The 16,259-nt window shown below is 71.4% G+C and carries 17 protein-coding genes and 1 pseudogene; 12 read left to right on the top strand and 6 right to left on the bottom strand.

Features of this window, described 5'->3' with window-relative positions:
• Nucleotides 1-87: 87 nt before the first annotated feature.
• Both AC3ERT_RS31280 and AC3ERT_RS31275 read right to left on the bottom strand, forming a co-directional pair.
• The gene (locus AC3ERT_RS31280) at nt 88-240 is read right to left on the bottom strand and encodes a hypothetical protein (RefSeq protein WP_435127342.1); all 153 of its coding nucleotides are present in this window, start codon (nt 238-240) and stop codon (nt 88-90) included.
• Nucleotides 241-471: 231 nt separating this feature from the next.
• Nucleotides 472-822: pseudogene (locus AC3ERT_RS31275) on the bottom strand (IS4-like element ISSav1 family transposase); the annotation flags it as partial.
• Nucleotides 823-1,239: 417 nt separating this feature from the next.
• On the opposite strand from AC3ERT_RS31275, the gene AC3ERT_RS31270 reads away from it, so the two are divergent.
• The 7 genes from AC3ERT_RS31270 (at nt 1,240) to AC3ERT_RS31240 (ending at nt 6,426) form a co-directional block, all read left to right on the top strand.
• Entirely contained in the window at nt 1,240-2,148 is a 909-nt protein-coding gene (locus tag AC3ERT_RS31270) for a hypothetical protein (RefSeq protein WP_435178198.1), read from the top strand.
• Between the two features lie 408 nt (nt 2,149-2,556).
• A complete protein-coding gene (locus tag AC3ERT_RS31265; protein WP_435178196.1) occupies nt 2,557-3,069 on the top strand; it encodes a hypothetical protein in 513 nt (170 codons plus the stop codon).
• Nucleotides 3,011-4,423: a DUF8094 domain-containing protein gene (locus AC3ERT_RS31260; RefSeq protein ID WP_435178194.1), complete on the top strand. Its 1,413-nt coding sequence runs from the start codon at nt 3,011-3,013 to the stop codon at nt 4,421-4,423. Before AC3ERT_RS31265 ends, AC3ERT_RS31260 begins: the two co-directional genes overlap by 59 nt.
• Nucleotides 4,380-4,688 carry a hypothetical protein gene (locus AC3ERT_RS31255; RefSeq protein WP_435178193.1) on the top strand — a complete coding sequence of 103 codons (309 nt, stop codon included), beginning with the start codon at nt 4,380-4,382 and terminating at the stop codon, nt 4,686-4,688. Before AC3ERT_RS31260 ends, AC3ERT_RS31255 begins: the two co-directional genes overlap by 44 nt.
• Before the next feature lie 49 nt (nt 4,689-4,737).
• A complete protein-coding gene (locus AC3ERT_RS31250) occupies nt 4,738-5,478 on the top strand; it encodes a glycosyltransferase family 2 protein (RefSeq protein ID WP_435178191.1) in 741 nt (246 codons plus the stop codon).
• 320 nt (nt 5,479-5,798) lie between these two features.
• On the top strand, nt 5,799-5,987 hold the full coding sequence (locus AC3ERT_RS31245; RefSeq protein ID WP_435178189.1) for a hypothetical protein: 189 nt from the start codon (nt 5,799-5,801) through the stop codon (nt 5,985-5,987).
• Between the two features lie 100 nt (nt 5,988-6,087).
• Complete coding sequence (locus tag AC3ERT_RS31240) at nt 6,088-6,426, top strand: DUF3592 domain-containing protein (RefSeq protein ID WP_435127328.1); 339 nt, start codon at nt 6,088-6,090, stop codon at nt 6,424-6,426.
• Between the two features lie 12 nt (nt 6,427-6,438).
• On the opposite strand, the gene AC3ERT_RS31235 is transcribed toward AC3ERT_RS31240, so the two are convergent.
• The 3 genes from AC3ERT_RS31235 to AC3ERT_RS31225 all read right to left on the bottom strand — a co-directional run bounded on the left by AC3ERT_RS31235 (nt 6,439) and on the right by AC3ERT_RS31225 (nt 8,463).
• Nucleotides 6,439-6,849 carry an alpha/beta hydrolase gene (locus AC3ERT_RS31235; protein ID WP_435178187.1) on the bottom strand — a complete coding sequence of 137 codons (411 nt, stop codon included), beginning with the start codon at nt 6,847-6,849 and terminating at the stop codon, nt 6,439-6,441.
• 107 nt (nt 6,850-6,956) lie between these two features.
• Nucleotides 6,957-7,133 carry a hypothetical protein gene (locus AC3ERT_RS31230; RefSeq protein WP_435178185.1) on the bottom strand — a complete coding sequence of 59 codons (177 nt, stop codon included), beginning with the start codon at nt 7,131-7,133 and terminating at the stop codon, nt 6,957-6,959.
• 373 nt (nt 7,134-7,506) lie between these two features.
• On the bottom strand, nt 7,507-8,463 hold the full coding sequence (locus tag AC3ERT_RS31225; RefSeq protein ID WP_435178183.1) for a hypothetical protein: 957 nt from the start codon (nt 8,461-8,463) through the stop codon (nt 7,507-7,509).
• Nucleotides 8,464-8,885: 422 nt separating this feature from the next.
• Here AC3ERT_RS31225 and AC3ERT_RS31220 point away from each other — a divergent pair, with 422 nt between their 5' ends.
• The 4 genes from AC3ERT_RS31220 (at nt 8,886) to AC3ERT_RS31205 (ending at nt 13,632) form a co-directional block, all read left to right on the top strand.
• Nucleotides 8,886-9,983 (top strand): hypothetical protein, encoded by a 1,098-nt coding sequence (locus AC3ERT_RS31220; protein ID WP_435178181.1) that lies wholly within the window; start codon nt 8,886-8,888, stop codon nt 9,981-9,983.
• 15 nt (nt 9,984-9,998) lie between these two features.
• The gene (locus tag AC3ERT_RS31215) at nt 9,999-11,111 is read left to right on the top strand and encodes a hypothetical protein (RefSeq protein WP_435178179.1); all 1,113 of its coding nucleotides are present in this window, start codon (nt 9,999-10,001) and stop codon (nt 11,109-11,111) included.
• 153 nt (nt 11,112-11,264) lie between these two features.
• Nucleotides 11,265-12,386, top strand: a complete 1,122-nt coding sequence (locus AC3ERT_RS31210; RefSeq protein WP_435178177.1) for an ISAs1 family transposase — start codon at nt 11,265-11,267, stop codon at nt 12,384-12,386.
• A 304-nt stretch (nt 12,387-12,690) separates the two neighbouring features.
• Nucleotides 12,691-13,632, top strand: a complete 942-nt coding sequence (locus AC3ERT_RS31205) for a DUF5655 domain-containing protein (RefSeq protein WP_435178175.1) — start codon at nt 12,691-12,693, stop codon at nt 13,630-13,632.
• A 99-nt stretch (nt 13,633-13,731) separates the two neighbouring features.
• Here the strand turns inward: AC3ERT_RS31205 and AC3ERT_RS31200 are convergent, their stop codons facing one another.
• Nucleotides 13,732-14,478, bottom strand: a complete 747-nt coding sequence (locus AC3ERT_RS31200; RefSeq protein ID WP_435178173.1) for a DNA-methyltransferase — start codon at nt 14,476-14,478, stop codon at nt 13,732-13,734.
• A 568-nt stretch (nt 14,479-15,046) separates the two neighbouring features.
• Between AC3ERT_RS31200 and AC3ERT_RS31195 the strand changes: the two genes are divergently transcribed.
• On the top strand, nt 15,047-16,192 hold the full coding sequence (locus tag AC3ERT_RS31195) for a C40 family peptidase (protein WP_435178171.1): 1,146 nt from the start codon (nt 15,047-15,049) through the stop codon (nt 16,190-16,192).
• Nucleotides 16,193-16,259: the final 67 nt, after the last annotated feature.

Raw genomic sequence — 16,259 nt, 5'->3', positions numbered from 1 at the left:
TTCGGTGTCCGAGGCGGGAGTGTCGGCGCCGGGCCCGGGCAGGACGTGTCCATGCGCACCATACCCCGTCCTGACCCGGCCCGCCCGCTACTCCGCCAGCGGGCCGCCCAGTTCATCCAGCCGCGCTCGGATCTCGTCGGCCTTCCGACTGCCCCCGTCGGTGTAGATGCGCCATGCGCGGCTGAGGTGCTCCCGCTCGCCAAGAATATCGAAGAGGGCGCACGCGAACTGCGACGCCACCTTGAAAATCCCGATCCTCTGTATTCAGTTCCCATGAGCATCACCGAAAAAGTGGTAGCCGCGTTCAATTTTCACCGGCTTCCGCCACCCATCGGGGCAGGCCAGGGGTTCCGCCGAGACATGAGCTGACCGGGATTTTGTAGCGGCCCTGAAGCCAGGCATGATCGCCTCGGCAGATGGGAGAACACAGGTCCGATGCCTGCACCACGGAAGTACCCCAAGACCACGGAGTTAAGGCCTAACCGCAACTGTCAAGTGGGCTGGTTCCAAAGGTCCGTTGAGGGACCGGGCAATCCAGTCGTGTTCGAGGGCATAGATCCCCCGTCCTGTGCGGCGGAGGATGCCCTCACGGACCCAGCGTCCCAGTTCAGCGCGCAGGCCGCGGGCATCCTCCAGTCCGATGCCTCGGGCGATTTCACATGCGCGCCAGGTGCGGACCGGGTCTGCGCGCAGGAGCTGCAGCGTGCGGTCACGACGTCCGTCGGCGCCCAGCCCGATTGCCGAGTGCACGGTGATGTCGATGCTGGTGATCCTGGAGGCGCCCAGGACTTGTGCCTGGTCAGGCGGGGCGGCGTAGCGGGACGGACGCCCGAATGCACTGAAAAACCGCCGAGTTCACGAAAGCTGAAAGCCACTTGCCGCATCGGTGCCGCCACGTGCAGCGATGAGTCCGAGTTAGGGCCGGAGTTCCGGTTCAGTATCGTCTGCCTCCAAACGGCCGCAAACGAACTGACAGCCCTACAGACACCCCCCACATCGCTCACCCACGAACGCAAGCGTTGAAGGAGACCTGCAGCGTCCTCACCTCAAACCTCCGCACCCAGCCCTGCCGCCCGGGCCCGCCCGGCGCCGCGGCCGAGCCTGCGGGAGTTCAGCGACGGCATCGCCGCACGCCTGCCCGGCCAGTGGAGCACCGCGATCGAGGAGGACTTCCACGACAGCCTGCTGCGCACAGAGGTCCTGGAGCGGCTATGGGACTCCCACCACACCGCCTGGGCGATGGAGGAATTCGTCCACGACCACGCCGCGCTCTTGGCCGGCCCCGGCGAAACCATCCTGATCGCGATCGAACGTCCCCTGCGTCCGCGCCAGTTCCTGATCGCTCCCCTGGCGCCGCCCGGGACGCCCGCCTCGGAGGGCCGTGCCTTCGCACCGCGCGGCATCGCCGTCCCCGCTGACCCCGCACGCGCCGCCTACCAGATCACCGCGCGTCTGCTGCCCCGCTACCTTGAAGCGGTCGTGCTGGTCCGCGGGCCCGCGCTGCACCAGGCATACATCACCGCCCGGACCGCGCTCACCGGCTGGGAGGCGGCGGTGGACGATCTCTTCGACGAAGGCGGCGTACTCCTCGACCAGAACGCGCTCGACGCGCGCCGGGCCCAACGCGACGCCGACGCCTGGCCCGCTCTCGAAGCCGTGCTCTTCCACGGCCCCGCCGCGCTCCGCCAGGCCCGAACCGACCTCGCCCTGCCGCCCGCCACCGCCGGCCGGCTCAGCCACGGGCTGTGGAAACTCGCCGGCGCCATCGCCGAGGGCACCCACGTCCGCGACACCTGGGAACACGACCTCACCGGCCTCGCCCACCTCGCCGACGCCGACCGCGACCCCGCGCGGCAACACCGCTTCGCCGCCGGCCTGCGCCTGCGCCACGCAGCAGGCTGGCCGCCCGCCATCGGGTTCTCCGACTACTACCCGGCCCTGGCCGCCATCGAACGCGTCACGCAAGCACGCGCCCTCGGAGCCACCCCGCGCACAGCCGCGGCCAACTCCCGCTCCCCCGCCGCGCCCAGCGCCGGTCCCGATCGCGAACACCGAAGCCCACCCGCACCCAGGACACTGCCCGCACCCCCGCCCGCGCCCGGGACAGCGCCGGCGCCGCCTGAGCAGCCCTCACCCCGCCGCCGGTGACCCGCTGGTCAGTTCCGTCCGACATCACCGACGCCACGCCAGCCGAGCACGACGCCGACAAGCAGCGGGCCGACCACCTGTGCCGAGGAACTCCGGCCCGAAGCCGCACACCTCGCCGGGAGCGCCGCCGCACCGGCCCGCGTCGCCGACCACCTCAGCCCCCGCATCGGCCGACCGCCCCACCTCCAGCACCACGCCCCGAAGGACGCCCCGCTCACAGCGCCACCACCCCCGCGCCTGCCGGCCGCACCACCATGGCCGCAGCCCACACCACCAGCAGCGGCAGCGGGGGCGCGCGCACCCCCGCTGACCGACCGTCCTCCCAGACACCCGTCCCCCGGAGGATCCCTGACCGCCGCCTACGACGACACCGGCCAGCTCCACTGGCTGGCCGAGCGGGAGCACCGCGTGGCCGACGAACTGCCCCTCACCACGTCCCCGGACACGCGCAGCGACGACCTCGACGAACTCGACGACCGTGTCCGCGACATCGCCGCGCTGGTCACCTACATGACGAGCGCCGCCGACGCAGACCGGTCAGCGAACGGCAACCGGGCGCCCTCGGCCCGGACCACCCGCCACAAAGTCGCGGTGCTCACGCACGCGGTGGGCACCTTGACCCAGGCCCTGGCCCACCTCGGCGACGCCGTCGCCTCGGCCGGCCACCTGCACCAGGTCGATGCCCAACCCAGCTCCGCGGAACGGCGCGCAGCCCAGCGGTCCACGCACACCACCGTCAACGAGCAGATCGACCGCACCCGCCGGGACCTCAACGAAGCCGGCCGCTATCTGCACCACTGCGCAAACCGGTTCCCCGCACCGCCGCCCGATCCCACCCCGCCATCACCGCCGGCGCCGGCCGGTGCCCCGATTCCCCAGTCATCGGCCGCGGCCACCTCCCCCGCCCCGCGGATCCGCTGACCCGTCCGCAACACCTCTGGAGCGCTCCATCCGCATCACCCGACACGCCCTGCCGCTGATCGTCTCCGCCGCCTGCCTCACCCTGGCCGCGACCGCCTGCACCAACACCGGCGACGCCACTCACGCCGCCACGAAGGCCCCCACCACCAGCACGGCACCCACGCCGGCCCCCGCACTCAGCGCCACCAGCGCCCGAGACCTCATCCGGCACTACTCACAGGTCAACAACCGCGCCAACGCCCACGACAACGCACCCCTGCTCGACACCGTGGAGGACGGCCCCCTCTACGCGATGTCACTCGGCGGGTACCAGCAGGACTCCGCCATTGCGGCCAAGAACCGCAAGCCCTACAAGCCCTGGTCCTACGACGCGGCCACCGCCCACCTGTACATCCCCACCTTCCTGCCCGGCACCCCAAAGTGGTTCGCCGCCGCAGTCACCGTCACCGGCACCGCGTACCAGACGCTGATCGTCGTCGCGCAGCAGCCGGACCACAGCTGGCAGATGGTCCTGGCCGCCGATCTGGACCGGATGCCCCTGCCCCGGATCGCGCTGGACGCCGACGGATACGCCACCGCGGTCGCAGCCGACGGCACCGGCCAGCCCGGATTCGACGCCGGACGGCTCCGGGTAGGGATCACCGACAACTTCGCCACCGGCGGCAAGAACAGCGGCAGCCAGTTCTTCACCCCCACCCCCGCCAGCAAGCAGCAGACCGGCATCCACGACAAGGACACCCACCGGCTCGGCACCAAGGGCATCACCACCTTCGCCGCAGCGAACAACGCCTGGAACACCGCCTACGGCCTGAAGACCACCGGCGGCGGAGCGCTCCTGTTGTTCACCCACACCCACACCCAGACCGACACCGTCCGCCCCGGCTGGCAGATCACCCCCGGCCCGGACGCCCGGACCTGGCTCAACGCGGCACCCCGGCAGTCCATCACCGACACGTTCACCTGCAACGACGCCGCCCTCATCCCCGCGCCAGCCGCCAAGGCGCAACTCCTGGGCTACACCTGCGAACTCACCGGAGCCGACGGCACGCCCGTCGACCGCACACCCCCATGTGACCCGCGCGAACGATCCGAAGGACCCTCCGCTGTTCCCCAACCCCGACGTCGAGCTGCACGACAACGCCGGCCGCACCACCGGCCAGATCCACGCTTACAACACCGGCAGCCCCACCCGAGACAACCTCCGCCGATGGGCCAACCGGGAAGCCGGACCGTTCCTGGACGCTGCCGCACTGCCGCCCTCGGGAGACGGCATCACCGCGTGGACGGACCTTCTGGGCCGCGCCCGCAGCGTGCACGAACTCTACGGCGTCATCACCGCGGTCCTCACCAATGACCACGGGGCGCTGGCCAGACTGCACCAGTTCATCGAAGCCACCGCCAACTGGCACGACGAACGCGGCGATGACCCCGCCTGCCGCAGCTACCGCGCTCTGGCCGACGACCTGGACGCCCTGGCCGGCAACCTCGAAATACTCACCGAGGACAGCCTCATCACCGCCCGGCAGCCAGGCACCAAGGCCGCCCGCGAGCAGCTTTCCACGCCCACCCGGCCCATAGCACCGCCCTCCCGCCCCCCACCGCCGAGGCCGCGCCGCTGAACGAACCCGCTACCGCCAGCACGGAGGTTTCCCGCATCCCGACGTCACCGTGGTCACCGCCACCCGGCTGCGCCCCGAACGCCTGGACTATCTCACCGAACTCCACGCCAGCCTGGAAGCGCAGGACGCCGACTGGGAAGCCGTCCTCGCCCTCGACGGCGCCGACCCGGCGCAGCTGCCCGAACCGCTGGCCGCCGACCCCCGCGTCCGCGTGCTGGTCCTGCCCCGCCCGGTGGGTGCGGCCTGCGCCCGAAACTTCGCCGTCAACGAAGTCCGTACCGAGTTCATGACGTGGGCCGATGACGACGATGTACTCCCGCGGTTCAGCCTGAGTAGCCGGTTGCGCCATCTGCGCAACACCGCACTGGGCTGGGTCGCCGGATACAGCGCCGACCTGAGCCCTGACGGATCCCTGCAGGTGTGGCGGTGTCCGACGCCACCGGGACGGCACGAGCCCGGACAGGTGTGGACTTGCTGGCCCAGCCCGCACCACACCATCCCGATCGGCCCGACCACCATCCTGGCCCGCACCAGCCTGTGGTCCGCGATCGGCGGCATGGGCGGCCTCGTCCAGGGCGAGGACTACCTCGCCCTGAAGATCACCAGCCTCGCCGCAGGCGAACTGCTCCCGCAAGTCGTCTACCACTACCGCAAGCACCCGCACCAGCTCACGAGCCAGCCGCACTACGACGAGCTGGAAGACGCGGCCCGGATCTTCGCCTGGAGATCAGGAAACGACCTGGCCTCCGCCCTGGCCCCCAAGCCCGGCACGGGCCCGGGAGCCGCCTGAAAGACAATCACGTCGAGCCGCGCGTGCTCGGCAATCCTCCCCGGCAGCTCGCCATGCTGATCGACGCGCTCCGCAGCGATCCCCCGGGAATGGAGAGAGGGTGGAAAGCGGCCGCTGAGCCTGGCGGAGCGGCCGGAAATGTCCAGCGCTCGCTCCTTCGCCCTCGCCGCGGGCCACCTGGCGGTGCAGCGCGCCCACGTGCACCACCGGTATCGCCTGGGCCGGTGGCTGGCCGGGCAGCACGGTGTGTTTGCCGACGGCGGGAGCCGCCTGGGGGTGAGGCCCACGGAGGGGATCCCATCGTCATCGAGCCGGCCGACGTGCTCCGCTCCCACCTGCTGCCGCACCTCGGCGACGCCCGGCTGACCGTGCTGCCCAGCACCGGTCACCTGATCCCCCTGGAGGCGCCGGCCGCCCTCGCCGACGCGATCACCGCTTTCCCACCGGCGGCCCCAAGGATCCCGGCGGCCTCCATGGCCCTTGCGGCCCCGGCACCCCCAGCGGAGTGAAGTCACCGGCGTGCAGCGCTTTATCAGCAGGGCCCGCGGCGCATCCGTATCGTCCGCGACGGCGTCTCCACAGGTGTACGTCGGAGGAAGGGAGCAAGGAATGGGCGGGGCGTTCGGGGTGCTGTGGGTGGTCGTCGGGGTCGCCGCCGTCGCGGCGGTGGTGAGCATGGCGCGGCGCCGACGGCAGTTGGAGGCCGCGCGCGGCAGCGGAGTGACGGCCCAGGCGCGGTGCGTGCGGGTGAAGGTGGTGCGGGAGCCCGAGGGGTTCGAGGTCCGGCGCACGACCCGCTACCAGACCTACGAGTTCACCGCGCCCGACGGCCGCGTCGTCCGCTTCGAGGAGATCGGGCGCCCCGAGACGGCCGAGGGCGACGTGGTGACCGTCTACTACGACCCCGCCCGGCCCGAACGGGCCACCGTCTACGGGCCCCGCCGGTGACCACCGCTCCCGTCAGGACCGGCCGGCACCGGGGGCCGGCCCGGGGTCCTGCCCGGGCAGGCACCCGAGGTCGGTGTCCCGCGTCCCAGCAGGAAGCGGGGGACGGCGTCCCCGACGCAGCCTTGGGAGGTGCCGACGCCGTGGCGCGGCGTCCACGGTGACCAGGCCCGCGCGGTGCCCGAAGGCGGCGCGGGTCCGCTCGGCGCCGGAGGCGGCCGTCGAGGGGTCCGCGGTGTTCTGCACCAGCAGGATGTTCGCCGGACCGTGCGGGTCCAGGGCCGAGGCGCGGTCGGGCTCGGGGTGGACCAGAAGGCGCAGGGCCACACGTTGCGCGGTGATCCGGACGTCAGCGGATAGCGCTCCGCACGTGCCGAAGACGGCCTTGGGGTCCCGCTGGGCCCGCAGCACCTGGCCCCGGGCCATGGCCCGGGCTTCCTCCGCCCTCTCAGCAGCTTTCGACCGGACCCGGCGCGCGGGCCCGCACCTTGCGAGCGCTCTCGTGGTCGAGCACTGAGCTGCTTCTGTGTTTGTCAGGAGACGGCCGCGTGGAGAACGTCGGCAAGGCCGGCGGGTGCCAACAGCATCGGCCAGTGACCTGTGGGCAGGTCGAAGCGCCGCCACTGCGCGTGGTCAAGGAAAGCCAGCATCGGCACTCCCGCACCCAGCAGGCCCTGAAAGTCACGGCAGGCGATCAGGACACGGTCCATACCTGCCCGTCCGGGCGCAGCGCCCGGACTGCGTTGCCGCGCCCGGACGGCGGCGCGGTCCGGGGCGGGCCGGGTCGGGAGGCGGCGCAGCGGTCCAGCTTCGCCAGCAGGCAGGCGCGGACACAGGTGCAGGCGCAGACATCGTGCCGTGGCGTGCCGCGGTCCAGCTCCACGAACGCGAACCGGCCCGTGGCGAGCAGCACCACGGCGCCGGGGATCAGCGGCCCGGCCGGCGTCAGGTACGCAGCCTCGAGCTACCACTCCCCCGTACCCCCCACAGCTGCCGCACCCCCCTGCATCTGCCACGCCCGCCCGTCCGGGCCCCGACCGGCCGACGCCGGCCCCGGACCGCTGGCCCGCGGCAGGCGACGGTTCACCGCGCGTCGGGCTCACGCGCGGGCGGCTCAACCGCGGGCGCGGCCCCGGCGGGCCCCACCGCACCGGGCACCACCGACCCCGGCGGCCCCGGCGGCCCCGGCGGCGGGCCGTCCTCCGCCGGCAGCGTCCCCGGCGTCACCCCCCAGTGCGGGGGCACCACCTCGCGCGCCGCGGCCAGGAACGCCGCCGCGTGATCGGCCGCCGCCGGGCCCTCGAAGAAGAAGCTGACGAAGTCCGCTTCGCGCAACACGGTGTCCGCGCGGCCGTTCGCCCCGGCCAACTCCGGCAACGTACGGGCCAGCAGCGGCTCTTCCTCCGCGGAGACCTCCGCGCCGTGCCGTACGGCCACCGCCTGGGTGCCGCGCAGGTCCATCGCGACCGCCGCGGTCACAGCCCGCGCACTGAACCGCGGTGTGCGGAACTCCCACGGCCTCGGCGCCGGAGCAGGAAAGCCGTGCCTGGCCAACTCCTCGAGCACCCGGCGCCGCCGGTGGCCGCCCTTGCTCTCGCCGTCGTCGAGGGTCGCCAGTGCCATCAGCACCGGTCCGCTGCAGTAGTCCTGGCGCTGCACCTGGGTCAGGAACCGGCCCAGCGGGGGCTCCTGCCCGCGCAGAACCAGGCGCAGGCTGTACGTGGAAGGGGCGTTGGGCATTCCTGATCCGCGCTCGGAGTAGACCAGGCCCGCGATGTCCGTCCAGGCGAAGCGTCGGCGGCGCAGGACCCGCTGGATGGTGACGCCCCGCTCGTCGAAGACGAGCTTCACCAGGAACCGCATTTGGAGCCAGTGGAACACCACCACCGACCCCAGCACCGCGAACGCCCACCAGCCGCGCACGTCCGTACCCGTGGGGAACACCACCGCCGCATACACGACGACGAAATACCCGAGGTCCACGCCGAGCGCCCTCGAATGCTCCTCAATCAGCGGACTGAGCCGCACTGTTGTGGCCATACCCCCGAACCTACGCGCCCCCGAGCCACGCGGACCCGCGACCCCCCGCAGGCCCGCAAGCCCAAGACCCGACCCACGCGAACCACCAGCCCCCGGCGCGTGCCGGCCGGTGCCGCCCGTAACCCCAGTGACAGGTGGCGAGCGGTGGGCCGCCGGGGACGTGAGCGGCCACCGGACCCCGCCCCGCGGGACCCACCAGCGCCGGCGCCTTCGCCGGCGTGCGCAACGTCCCCCGCCGCGCCCGGTCGCCGCGCTCGCCAGAACCGCGCCGGGCGCGGTCAGGGACCCGGGCGGTCCAGACAGCGCGGTCGGTCCGCGCGCCGGGGTCCAGCCGCCGCAGGATCGCCTCGTGCAGCGGCGCCCAGGTGGGCCGGCTGCCCGGGGGTGAGCACGTCCACGACCAGGTGACGAACGGTACGGACATGGCGCGGCGCGACCTCCACGACTGTGCGCAGCCCCTCCCCGGTGAGGACGGCACCAGTACGCTGGCCAACGCGGATGCGGCGGCAGCCCGGCGGGCATTGACGGCTTTGACCCGGCTGGCCGCCGACCAGGACATGACGCTGACCGCCCGCAGCCGGGGCTGGCTGGGCGACACCGCCGACCGGACCGCCGGTTTGCTGCCGGGGTCCTGGCGGTCGCGGATCGAGGTCTACGCCATGCCCGTCTGGCAGCAGGACCTCGCCGAGTGCGTGTGGGACGCCGGCGACCTCATCGACGCGGTGAGAAGCAAGCGCGTCCCCTTCGGATCGGTGCTCACCGACGAACGCGGCACGGAGCTTCTCGTGGCGGACAAGCCAGGCGCCGCGGACGAACTCCTGATCGGCGTGCTCGCCCCCAAGGGTCTGAACGGGCCGTTCGCCGACGACCCGACCGCCCCGCCCTCCCTGACCGTGCCCGCCGATCCCGTCCTGGCAGCGCAGGCGATCACCGCATCTCTGCTGCCCGCCTACCAGCACGCCGTCTACGATCGCCAGGTACAGGAAGTCGGGAACCGCCTGGCCCATGCGCTGTCTGCCCAGATCGCCCGCGTCCTGGTCCGCAGATCATGGCCCGCCGACGACGGGACCGGGATCGGCGCGGTCATCCTCGGCCAGCTCGACCACGCCCACCACGAGGCACTGTGGGACGACTTCCGATCCTTCCTCCAGCACGGACCGGCGTTGCTGGACCATCTGGAAATGGTCGCCGAGCCCATTCGCCCAGCCGTGCAGACCGTGCTGCCCGCTCTGCGGGAAGCACTCCGGCACGGCCGCCGCGTCAACAGCCAGTGGCTGGACACTGTGCGCCGCATGCGGGACGCCGACAGCACCCTGGCCGGGACGGCCTACGCCCAGGCAGCCGCGCAGCGCACCGCCGACGCCCGGCCGGCGCTGGCCGCCTGGCTCGAACACGGCCCGGCCCTGGTCGACCTCGCCCGCCTGCACCCACCCGCCGGCGCAAGGCCGGCGGCACCGCGCGCGCTTCCTCCGGCCGCTCCGGCCGACCCGCCCGGCAAACGCCGCGGCACAACTTCCTGAGCAGCCCACCCACCGATGAAAGGAGCCCTAATTCCCGCAGATCCGACCCCGCCACCCGAGCTGCTGGACCACCTCGCCGACTTCGCCGTGCGGTATCACGTCGAACACCTGGCCTGCGCCACCACGCTGCGGCAACTGCCCCGGGCCTACGGGGAGATCACCGAGCCGTCGGCCGCCCGGCAGGCCGTCGAGCACCGCAACCGCAAGGTCGCCGACGCCTTCACCGCCTGCCTGCTTCCGCACACCGCCGAACTGATCCGCCTCGCCCGTAGCAGCCTCGACGCGATGCCGCCCGCCCGGCACCACGCTGGGTGGCGGCTGCTGCTGGACGACCTGGACCACGCCACCGACCGCATCCACCACCTCCTCGACGCCAGCCCCGCCAGCCGCGCCGATGCGCAGCTCTGGCCGTATCTGACGACCTGGGCCGAGCACTCGCTGATCGTCCGCGGCCTCGCCGGCCAGCACGGCGCCGCTGCCGCTCCGGTGCTGCCGGCGGTCGAGAAGGAGCGCCTGACCGCGTTGGCGCTGGATGTTCGCGACCGCGGGGAGCTGGAGCCGTTCGAGTCCTGGTACGACGCGGCCGGCCGCCGGATCACCCTGGCCTACCTCATCGAGCACGACGACTCCACCGTCCTGGTCCTGGCCGAAGACCCCGACGGCCACATCACGGCGCTGGGCCGATACGGCACCGAGTACGAAGCAGTCCGGGCCAGCCCACCCGCCGTTGCTGCTGGAGTGCTGCGACCCGAAGCCCCCTGGTGCACCGAGCAGCCCCAGCCCGACAGCGAACTCGGCACCCTCATCCAGGACGTCATCACCTCCGCGCATACCGGGGACGTCTCCCGCTCCATCGCCGCAGCCGTGGACGACGGCGACCACCAGCGCGGACCGCTCCCGCAACTCGCCGACTTCCTCCGCGTGTGCGCGGAGTTCGCCGACGCCCTCGACACCCACCAAGGCCACAAGAGCGCCGCCCGCCTGTCCCTGCTGGCCGCACAGACCGACGCCCTCACCCGGGAACTGGCCGCAGCCGGAGAGGAGCTGGGCGCCCAAGTCTCCGTCCTGCCGCCGTACCGGGTGCCGCACCCAGGGCTTCGGCGTAGTCGGTTGACGCCCGGTTTGTAGCGATGCGTTGGCCGGCGGATGCCGATGAGCCAGGACAGGCACGGCTTCCAAGATCATGGAGTTCTCTACGCCCCGTGACTTGCTTGGAAGACCGTGCCTGCCGACGCATCATCCCCGATCCCGCCCGTCCTTGACCAACTCCGGAATCAGCCCGTGGCCACGCCCGGGGAGGTGCCCGGTCTGCTGGAGCGGCTGGCCCAGGTGCCCGACCCGCGCGATCCACGCGGTGTGCGGCATGCGTTGGCCGTCGTCCTGGTCCTGACGGCGTGCGCGGTGCTGGCCGGGGCGACCTCGTTGCTGGCAGTGAGCGAGTGGATCGCCGACGCACCGCCCCAGGTGTTGGACCGGCTCGGCGTGCGCCCCGACCCGTTGCTTCCACGACGGCGGGTCCCGGCTGAGACGACGGTGGGCCGGCTGCTCGCCCGCGTCGATGGCGACGCTTTGGACCGGGCGGTAGGAGGCTGGCTCGCCGAGCGGCAACCTGCCCGCCCCGGGCAGCGCGGTCTGGCCGTGGACGGCAAGACATTGCGCGGTGCGGCGAAGGCCCGGGGCCGGAAGATCCACCTGCTCGCTGCGGCGGAGCACACCACCGGGCTGGTCCTGGCTCAGCTCGACGTGGGCGAGAAGACCGGGGAGACCACCTGCTTCCAGCCGCTGCTGGACACCGTCGCCGACCTCGCCGGAACCGTGGTCACCAGCGATGCCCTGCACACCCAGCGCGAGCACGCCGACTACCTCCTCGGCCGCCGCGCCCACTACATCGCCATCGTCAAGGGCAATCAGAAGAACCTGCGCAGGCAGCTCAAGTCTCTTCCCTGGAAGGAGATCCCGCTCCAGGACCGCACCCGCGGCACCGGCCACGGCCGCTCCGAGATCCGCCGGATCAAGGTCGCCACGGCCAACAACCTGCTCTTCCCCGGAGCCCGGCAGGCCGTCCAGATCAAGCGGCGTCGCACCTGCCGCAAGACCGGGAAGACCACCATCACCACCGTCTACGCGGTCACCAGCCTGACCGCCGAGCAGGCCACACCCGCCCAGCTCGCGCAGCTGATCCGGGACCACTGGAAGATCGAGGCCCTGCACCACGTCCGCGACACCACCTTCGCCGAGGACTCCTCCCAACTGCGGACCAGCAACGCACCCCGCGTGATGGCGACCTGGCGCAACCTCGCCGTCAGGGCCCTACGGCTGAGCGGCACCAAGAACATCGCGACCGGCCTCCACCGCAACGCACGCGACACCCGCCGACCCCTCACCCCCCTCGGCCTCGGATGACCACAAAGCGGACGTCAGCCGACTACGCCGAAGCCCTGGGTCACGCCCGGCCAGGTAATTTCCACAAGATCGTGTTACGAGCTCTTAGGGGATCACCGAGCACTCTGGTCCCGACATCCGCGGCAACCTCTCCTACGGGCGTCAAGCTCCAGGCAGAGTGACCGGGCGGACTGGCAGCCTCGCCGTAGTGCGCGGGCTCTGCGCTCGTCTCGTCACGGCTGAACGGCTGTCCGCGCCACGCCACCCTTCCGTCTCCCTAACCTGGCGTTTTGGAATAGCCGTCTGCTGTTTCCGATTGCTCCCTATGTATCGATCACAGGAGGGGGCACGGGTGACTGACCTCAAGCTGTTCCGGCTGGATGCTGCGAGCGGGGACGTGGAGCTGCGGGGTTCGACGGTCGCACTGGAGGTGGAGTTGCAGCGGCGGGTCGAGGCCAGCATGGAGGCGATGCTCGGCATTCGGTTCCTGGCCTCAGAGTACCCGACGGGTCCGTGGCACCGGGGCCGGATCGACACTCTGGGTCTGGACGAGAACGGCGCTCCGGTGGTCGTGGAGTACAAGAAGACGGTGGACAGCGGGGTGCTATCCCAGGCTTCCTCCTATCTGTCGTGGCTGTGTTCCGCCCGTCACGAGTTCGAGGCGCTGGTGCGGGAGCGGCTCGGCGCCGAGGCGGCCAAGGAGATCGACTGGAGGAACGCGCGGGCAGTCTGTATCGCTGGCGACTTCTCCCGGCACGACCGGGTCGCGGTGTACGACAACCGCAGACGCATCGACCTGGTGCGCTACCGGGTATTCGACGATGGCCTGCTGAGTCTGATGCTGGTCGAGTCTTCACCCGCATCTGCCGGACCGGGTCCGGCGCCGCAGCGGAACCGAGGGACGGCCGGTGCCGACGACGGTCTCCGGGCGGCACCAACCAGCGTTCCCGAGTGCCTGCGGGACCTGTACGGCGAGCTGGACGAGGCGTTGACCGCGTGGGGCGAGGTGGAGGTGGTCCGGCTTCGCCACTACATCGCCTACCGGCGGATGGTGAACCGTGCCTCGGTCCTCTTTCGTCCGTCGCACGGGATCATCCTGGTCTACCTCTCCCTCGACCCGGACACTGTCGTGCTGGAGGAGGGCTTCACCCGCGATATGCGCGGTATCGGGCATATCGGAACCGGGGCCCTGGAGGTCCGGATCTCGTCGGCGGCCGACCTGGGGAAGGCGGGCCCGCTGATCCGGCGGGCATTCGAGGCAGCCTGACAGCAAGAGGAAGAGCGGCTGGCGCACCGGTTCTCCGGTGTACCAGCCGCTCTATCTTGTGTCCGCGGGTCCGTCGGTCAGGTCTCGTGGCTCTCATGCTCATTCCTCCGGTCCGGCCAGGACGAAGTCGTCCTGGGTCAGCTCGGCCTGGAGCCTGCGCTCGGCGACGGCAGCGTAGTGGTCGGACAGTTCGACGCCGATGAAGTGGCGGCCTTCGCGCAGGGCTGCGACTCCGGTGGAGCCGCTGCCGGTGAACGGGTCGAGGACGGTGCCGTCCTCGGGGCAGATGCGGACGAGCTGCTGCATGACCTCGACCGGCTTCTGGGTGATGTGGACCCGGTCCTTGCGAGGTTGGGAGGCGATGAAGTAGCCGGGCAGGTACAGGTCTCGGCTGCGGTCGAGGCTGCCCTTCACACCCCAGGTGATGAACTCCGACGCCTGCTTGAAGCCGCCCTTCCTCGGCCGGCTGGCGGGCTTGATCCACGGGATCGTGCCCGACCATGTCCAGCCCGCCATCTGCAACGCGTCACTGGTGGTGGGTTCCTGACGCCAGTCGGAGAACACCACGGCCACCGCGTGCTCGACCGCAGCCCGGTACGCCTCGGTGAGCAGTTCGGTCAGCCATGACCGGTAGCTGCGCTGGTCGCGGTTCTCGCCGGGGAACGTCTTCAGGTCGTGCGCGCTGTTGCTGGTGACGTACTTGGCTCGGGCGGTGCGGCCGGTGCGGTCGGAGCTGGTGCGCCCTCCGCTGTTGTACGGGGGGTCGGTGATGACCGCATGGACGGACTCGTCGGGGATGGTCTTGAGCACGGTGAGTGCGTCGCCTCGGTGCAGCGTGTAGGTCATGCGCGGGGCCTTTCTGGCGCGAGCTGGACGCTCCGGGGAATGCCGAGCGACGGCATTCGGAGCAGGGGTTGCGCCGGAGGGTAGCCGAGAATTCCGGACCGGCCTAACGAGGCCGGGTACTCTTCACGGCCTCGACCGGGGCCATTTGGCGCGTCCGGATTTCCGGTCTACTGTCTCGCCAAGTCACCACGGCGGAGCGCCACTTCACCCGTGTTGACCTGTGCTGTTCCGTGTTGCCGTATCCAATAAGGCCGCCGGATCGGCACGTTCGCCTCGTTTCCCACGTCTACCAGGGGGCTCTTTGTGTATCACCTGAGATTACGAGCGCGGCTGGCTGCCGCGCATGACCTGACACCGGCGTCCAGGAGCTACCAACTCCTTTGATCCGGGCCCGCCCCAGGGGCGGATTCACACCGGCGCGGTGCCGGCGGCTTTGCACGAGAGGCCGGCACCGCGCCTCCTACGAGCACCGAGGAGCCGCTGCGATGCAGCACGCCCTGATCCACTCATGCCCCGCCCCAACCCCGCTGTCTGCTGGCGCCGTTGGCCATGGTGGGCGGTGGCGACGATGAAGAAGACCGCCGGAGCCGTCGTCGGCCTGGCCACTGCCGGTCCGCTGCTGCTGGCCGTTCCCCTGCTCGGTATCACCGCCGGGAGCGCTGCGGCCTCGTGTTCCACCAGCGGTACACAGGCTGTGGATACCGCGGCGGTAGCCGCGCAGGTGAAGGCCATTCTGGACGGCGGGGGCACTGGCACCGTCACGGTTGCGGGGCTGGACAACCCGGCCGAGCAGGTGTCCAACGCCAAGACGATCCAGGCCACGGGCCTGGCCATGGGGGTGCCGGCCCGGGGGCAGATCGTGGCGCTGGCGACCGCGCTGCAGGAGAGCGGTCTGCGCAACCTCACCTATGGCGACCGCGACAGCCTCGGCTTGTTCCAGCAGCGGCCTTCGCAGGGTTGGGGTACTGCGACCGAGATTCTTGACCCGGTCCACGCCTCCACCAGGTTCTACGAGGCGCTGGAGCAGGTCTCCGGGTGGCAGTCGCTGTCGGTCGCCCAGGCCGCCCAGGCGGTGCAGAAGTCGGCCTTCCCCGACGCCTACGCGAAGTGGGAGCCGCTGGCGACCGCCCTGCAGAAGGCCCTCGAACTGCTGCTCGCCCCGAGCGGCGGCGCCACGCCAACTCCCGCCCCCTCAGGCTCCGCCACCACGAGCACCGTGCGGGGCGGTATCGGAGGCGGCTGCGCTCCGGGCGGGGACGGTACCGACTTCGGGGTCATCCCGCCGGGCTCGGTGCCGACCGGTTACACGATCCCGGCCGACGCTCCGGCGAAGGTGCAGACCGCGATCAGGTGGGCGCTGGGGCAGCTCGGTACGGACTACCAGTGGGGCGGGTCGTGTACCGATGCGCACGGGCCGGATCCGATGGGCCGCTGCGACTGCTCCAGTCTCATGCAGCAGTCCTACAAGGCCGCCGGGGTCACCCTCTCGCGGACGACGTACACGCAGGTCAAAGAGGGCAAGCCTGTCTCGGTCGATGCCCTCCAGCCCGGTGACCTCGTCTTCACCGAAGGCACTGCCGCCGCTCCGGAGCATGTCGGGATGTACATCGGCTCCGGCCTGATCGTCAACGCCCCGCACACCGGCGCCGTGGTGGACATCAACACCCTCGCCGACTGGAAGCCGCAGCTCCTCGCGGCCCGCCGCGTCGTCTGACCGGCTCTTCTCCCCTCTTCCCTCTCTTCCTCTTCCCCTTCGCGCCATAGCTGCGCGCCCCGCGGGC

The sequence above is a fragment of the Actinacidiphila sp. bgisy145 genome (genome assembly GCF_057708125.1).
This window is presented reverse-complemented; position numbering and strand designations above follow the sequence as displayed.